General features: G+C 56.1%; 5 protein-coding genes. All 5 read right to left on the bottom strand.

Annotated elements, in window-relative coordinates; all coding sequences use genetic code 11:
- Positions 1 to 136: 136 nt before the first annotated feature.
- The 5 genes from fabY to typA all read right to left on the bottom strand — a co-directional run bounded on the left by fabY (position 137) and on the right by typA (position 5,050).
- Positions 137 to 1,084 carry a fatty acid biosynthesis protein FabY gene (fabY, locus tag QMM04_RS20685; RefSeq protein ID WP_021507112.1) on the bottom strand — a complete coding sequence of 316 codons (948 nt, stop codon included), beginning with the start codon at positions 1,082 to 1,084 and terminating at the stop codon, positions 137 to 139.
- A gap of 59 nt (positions 1,085 to 1,143) precedes the next feature.
- Positions 1,144 to 1,581, bottom strand: a complete 438-nt coding sequence (gene dtd, locus QMM04_RS20690) for a D-aminoacyl-tRNA deacylase (protein WP_021507113.1) — start codon at positions 1,579 to 1,581, stop codon at positions 1,144 to 1,146.
- Positions 1,578 to 2,444 (bottom strand): virulence factor BrkB family protein, encoded by an 867-nt coding sequence (locus QMM04_RS20695; protein ID WP_021507114.1) that lies wholly within the window; start codon positions 2,442 to 2,444, stop codon positions 1,578 to 1,580. Before QMM04_RS20695 ends, dtd begins: the two co-directional genes overlap by 4 nt.
- A 6-nt stretch (positions 2,445 to 2,450) precedes the next feature.
- The gene (yihX, locus tag QMM04_RS20700; RefSeq protein WP_282996903.1) at positions 2,451 to 3,047 is read right to left on the bottom strand and encodes a glucose-1-phosphatase; all 597 of its coding nucleotides are present in this window, start codon (positions 3,045 to 3,047) and stop codon (positions 2,451 to 2,453) included.
- A gap of 182 nt (positions 3,048 to 3,229) precedes the next feature.
- Positions 3,230 to 5,050 carry a ribosome-dependent GTPase TypA gene (gene typA, locus QMM04_RS20705; RefSeq protein ID WP_282996904.1) on the bottom strand — a complete coding sequence of 607 codons (1,821 nt, stop codon included), beginning with the start codon at positions 5,048 to 5,050 and terminating at the stop codon, positions 3,230 to 3,232.
- Positions 5,051 to 5,348: the final 298 nt, after the last annotated feature.

A 5,348-nucleotide genomic window follows, 5' to 3' on the forward strand; every position in this document is an offset into this window, starting at 1 on the left:
TCCGTTCGATGCCGAAATATGTCTTGCCAGGTAACCGGCAAGACGGTATCTACAAAATCAATGCACCGTTTTTCCAGGGTGCGCATTCATGCGCACCGGGGTAATCGGATTAATTTTGTGGCTGCGCGCTGCGTGGTTAATTAATACGCGCGCCTGAACCGCCCTCTTCCAGCGGTCCGTCGGGATCGGCGGGTAACACGATGTAAACACCTTCAAACACCGCGCCCAGCTCATCATCCCCAAACAGCTCCACCTCCATCTGTACGCGTGCTTTTCGTCCGCGCGCCAGCCGGTCGAGATCGCCGCTCAGCGAGCCGAGATCGGCGATGGCGCCGGGCCGTCCGCTGATGGGTTTGCTGTAGCGAATATGCGCATCGGCCAGAATGATGGTGCCGCCGAGATGGCGTTCGCGCAGCAGCAGCCAGATCAACCCCCAGCCGGTGAGCGTGGCGAGTGAAAACAGGCTGCCGGCAAACAGCGTGTGATGCGGGTTCTGGTTGCCGGCTTCCGGCATGGTGGTAACAAACTTCTGCCCGGTATACTGCAGAATGCGCACGCCCATCTTTTCGCTCAGCGGGATGTGTTCGTACCACGCCTGCTGCAGCTGTCCACACCAGTCGGCGCGATGCAGAATATCATCCAGCGTCACCACCGGTTTAATCATCAGGAAGTGACGCACCGGCGTGGTTTGCGGTGCGGTAATTTCGCCCTGATTAACAAAGCCGAGCTTGGCAAAGAACTCCACCGCATCCTCGCGCGCGCTACAGGTGACGCGTTTGGCCCCTTCCTGGCGCGCCACCGACTCCAGCGTCATCGCCACCAGCGTACCCAGCCCTTTGCCCTGCACCGACGGATGCACCGCCAGAAAGCGGATCGCCGCTTCATTTTCCGCATTGATATACAGCCGGCCTACCGCTACCGGTTTGCCGTGCTCATCCACCACCATCTGGTGATGCGCCAGCGCATCCCAGGCATCACGTTCTGAGCCCTGCGGCTGGCGCAGCGGCTTCCGTAACATTTCCCAGCGGAACTGGTAATACATATCCAGCTCTTCCGCCGTTTGCGGTACGCGAAGATGATACATAAAGTGATTCTCTCGTTCGGAGCTTGCGTGGCTGATCCCTTGCCGCTCGGCTAAAAATCTCACACCTGTAACCAGAAGGTCACCGGACCATCGTTAATTAGTGAAACCTGCATATTGGCGGCGAAGCGCCCGTTGGCGGTGGTGACGCCCAGCGCCCGGCAGCGATCGCTGAAGTCGTGATAGAGGCGCTCGGCTTCCGCTGGATGCGCGCCGCCAGAGAAAGAGGGACGCATGCCTTTTTGCGTGTCGGCCGCCAGGGTGAATTGCGAAACCACCAGCACGCTACCGCCTGTCTGCTGTACGCTGAGATTCATTTTGTCGTTCTCATCGCCAAAAATGCGGTAGCCCAGCACTTTCTCCGCCAGGCGCTGTGATTTCTGCTCATCATCGCCCTTTTCCACCCCCAGCAGCACCAGCAGACCGGCGCCAATTTCGCCCACCGTGGCGTTATCCACGCTGACGCTGGCGCGCGTCACACGCTGAATCAAAGCAATCATGTTTCCTCTCGTTCTTTATCGCGTTCCTGCTGTTTTAACTGGCGATAGTCATCCAGCGTGACGGTCACTTCCGCGCCTAACAACACAATACACCAGGTCCAGTAAACCCACAGAAACAGGATGGGGATCACCGCCAGCACGCCGTAAATTAACTGATACGAAGGAAACATCGTAACATAGAGCGCAAAGCCTTTTTTGCCCAGCTCGAACAGCAGACCCGCGACCACCGCACCTATCAACGCATCGCGTCCCGGCACGCGCCGCGTCGGCACAATGCTGTATAGCAGCCAGAAGGCGAGAATCGACAAAACCAGCGGGAAGATGCGCAGCGCCTGATCGATCAGGCTGGTGACGCCGGTCACGTTCACCCAGCGCAGCGACAGCAGATAGGAGCTGATAGCCAGACTGGCACCGGCCAGCAGCGGTCCCAGCGTCAGGATCATCCAGTACACCGCAAAGGAGTAAACCATCGGGCGCGGCTTGTCGCTGCGCCAGATGGCGTTAAGCGCGCTGTCGACCGAATGCATCAGCAGCAGCGCCGTGACAATCAGCCCGACCGCTCCCACCGCCGTCATTTTATTGACGTTGGCGACAAACTGATCGAGATAGCGCTGAATCACGTCACCGGCGGCCGGCATGAAGTTAGTGAAGATGAAGTTCTTCAGCTGCACGCTGATGTCAGAGAACACAGGGAACGCGGCAAACAGTGCAAACACCACGGCGATCAGCGGCACCAGCGCCAGCAGTGACACGTAGGCCAGGTTACCGGCCTGCGTGGTCATGTTGTCTTCATCAATGCGGCGCCACAGCAGCTTGATCCACAGGAAAAACGCATGCGCCGAGTGGCGCAGATGAGTTCGCATGGTCACTCAGCGACGGCTCGCGAACCAGTCAGGCACGGTTTTCGCGTCTTCCACCAGCACGCTCTCAATGCCCAGCGCGCGCGCCGCATCAATGTTCGCCTGGTTATCATCGAAAAATACGGCCTGATCGGCAGTGAAGCCTTCGTGTTCCAGCACGTAGTGCCAGATGCGCGCTTCCGGTTTGCGCATGCCAATATCCTGCGACATATAGATGTGGTCGGCAGCCTGCTGCACTTCCGGATACTGCGTTGGCCAGAACTCGAAATGCAGCTGGTTGGTGTTGGACAGAATCACCACGCGTTCGCCGCTGGCGCGCAGCTGGTTCATGATCGCCAGCGTTTCCGGGCGCACGCCAATAAACACCGCCTGCCAGCCGGCAGTGAACTGCGGATAGCTCAGCGCAATATCGAGCTGGTCACACAGCCGCGCGGCAAACTCCGGGTCGCTGATTTCGCCCCGCTCGTGCTGCTCAAAGGTCTCGTCCATGCGAAAACGGCTTTGCAGCGTGGCAAGCGGCACGCGTCCCAGATCGCTCCAGACGCCGAGTACCCGATTGAAATCGATATCAACAATCACATTGCCTAAATCAAAGATGTACAGCATGACACCTCTCCTCTACGTTCCCTGGATCATTCACTCTAGCGGTAAAAGGCAAGCCTGAACAGGTACGCTTAGGGAAATCCGCATTCCGCAGGCGGGGTCTGATTTCGTGCGGGTTGCGCTGCCTCAGACGGCAGGCAAAAAAAAGCCCCGCGGGTGCGGGGCTCATTATCAGACGATTTCGCTTACTCTTTGCTGCCGCGAGACGCGCGTTTGCGATCGTTCTCGGTCAGGTGGCGTTTACGAATACGTACTGACTGCGGCGTCACTTCTACCAGTTCGTCGTCATCGATGAACTCGATAGCCTGCTCCAGCGTCATTTTCTGCGGTGGTACCAGGGTGGTAGCTTCGTCAGTACCTGACGCACGCATGTTGGTCAGTTTCTTACCGGTCAGGCAGTTAACTGTCAGGTCGTTAGAACGGCTGTGAATACCGATGATCTGGCCTTCATAAACCTCAGCACCGTGACCCAGGAACAGCTTACCGCGATCCTGCAGGCTGAACAGTGCGAATGCGACTGCTTTACCCTGGCCGTTAGAGATCAGTACACCGTTCTGACGCTGGCCCACTTCGCCTGGACGCACATCGTCGTAGTGGCTGAAGGTGGAGTACAGCAGGCCAGTGCCTGAAGTCATGGTCATGAATTCGTTACGGAAGCCGATCAGGCCACGGCTTGGGATCATGTAGTCGAGACGTACACGGCCTTTGCCATCTGGATCCATGTTTTTCAGATCGCCTTTACGCTCACCCATCGCCTGCATCACAGAACCCTGGTGGGTTTCTTCGATGTCGAGGGTCACGTTTTCGAATGGCTCCTGCTTGCGGCCTTCATGCTCACGGAAGATAACTTTCGGACGGGATACCGCCAGCTCGAAACCTTCACGACGCATGTTCTCGATCAGAACAGACAAGTGCAGCTCACCACGACCAGAAACGCGGAACGCATCTGAATCTTCGGTTTCTTCAACGCGCAGTGCCACGTTGTGCACCAGCTCTTTGTTCAGACGCTCCAGAATCTGGCGCGAAGTCACGTACTTACCTTCTTTACCGCAGAAAGGTGAGGTGTTGACGTTAAAGAACATGGTTACGGTTGGTTCATCGACGCTCAGTGCTGGCAACGCTTCAACCTTCTGCGTATCACAGATGGTGTCCGAGATGTTCAGCTCGCCCAGACCGGTTACCGCGATGATATCGCCAGCTTCAGCTTCGGCGCTTTCGATACGTTCCAGGCCCAGGTGGCCCAGTACTTTACCGACTTTACCGTTACGGGTTTTGCCTTCGCTATCAATGATAGTGACTTGCTGGTTCGGCTTGATTTTACCGCGCTTGATGCGGCCAATGCCGATAACGCCCAGGTAGTTGTTGTAGTCCAGCTGCGAGATCTGCATCTGCAGTGGGGCTTCAACTTCAACCTGTGGTGGAGAAACACGATCCACAATCGCCTGGTACAGCGGGGTCATGTCGTCTGCCATGTCGTTGTGATCCAGACCGGCGATACCATTCAGCGCTGACGCATAAATGATAGGGAAGTCCAGCTGCTCGTCAGTCGCGTCGAGGTTAACGAACAGGTCAAACACCTGATCAACAACCCAATCAGGACGCGCGCCCGGACGGTCAACTTTGTTGATGACTACAATCGGCTTCAAACCATGAGCAAAGGCTTTTTTGGTTACGAAGCGGGTTTGCGGCATAGGGCCATCCATCGCATCTACAACCAGCAGCACCGAATCCACCATGGACATAACGCGCTCCACTTCACCACCGAAGTCGGCGTGTCCTGGGGTATCAACGATGTTGATACGGTAGTCGTTCCATTTGATGGCGGTGTTTTTTGCGAGGATGGTAATCCCACGCTCTTTCTCCAAATCGTTGGAGTCCATTACGCGCTCAGTCGCTTCGGTACGGGCATCAAAAGTACCGGACTGTTGTAAGAGTTTGTCAACCAGGGTGGTCTTACCATGGTCAACGTGCGCGATGATGGCGATGTTACGCAAATTTTCGATCACAGCTTTGCCTCAGGCATTATAGAAATAACGCGGTATTGTACACGGATTAAGCGAAAGACTGAACATGATCACAGTTTTCGCCGAAAGATTCTCGCAGTGCGCGTTTTTAGCACCAATAACGGTGCATTAAGCTGCACTTTGATGGCGCTTTGCACCATTTAAGTGCTTGCCCCTAAACTGACGGCACTATTTTGGTGCATTCCATCCACGCTGGTGCAGCCGTCGTCTCACCGCAGGGCGCATCACAGCGCCATTTTCACCATTGTAATAAAGTTGGCACAGAATTCGCTTTATATCT

The organism is Pantoea sp. Pa-EAmG (genome assembly GCF_030024295.1).
Taxonomy (GTDB): domain Bacteria; phylum Pseudomonadota; class Gammaproteobacteria; order Enterobacterales; family Enterobacteriaceae; genus Pantoea; species Pantoea dispersa.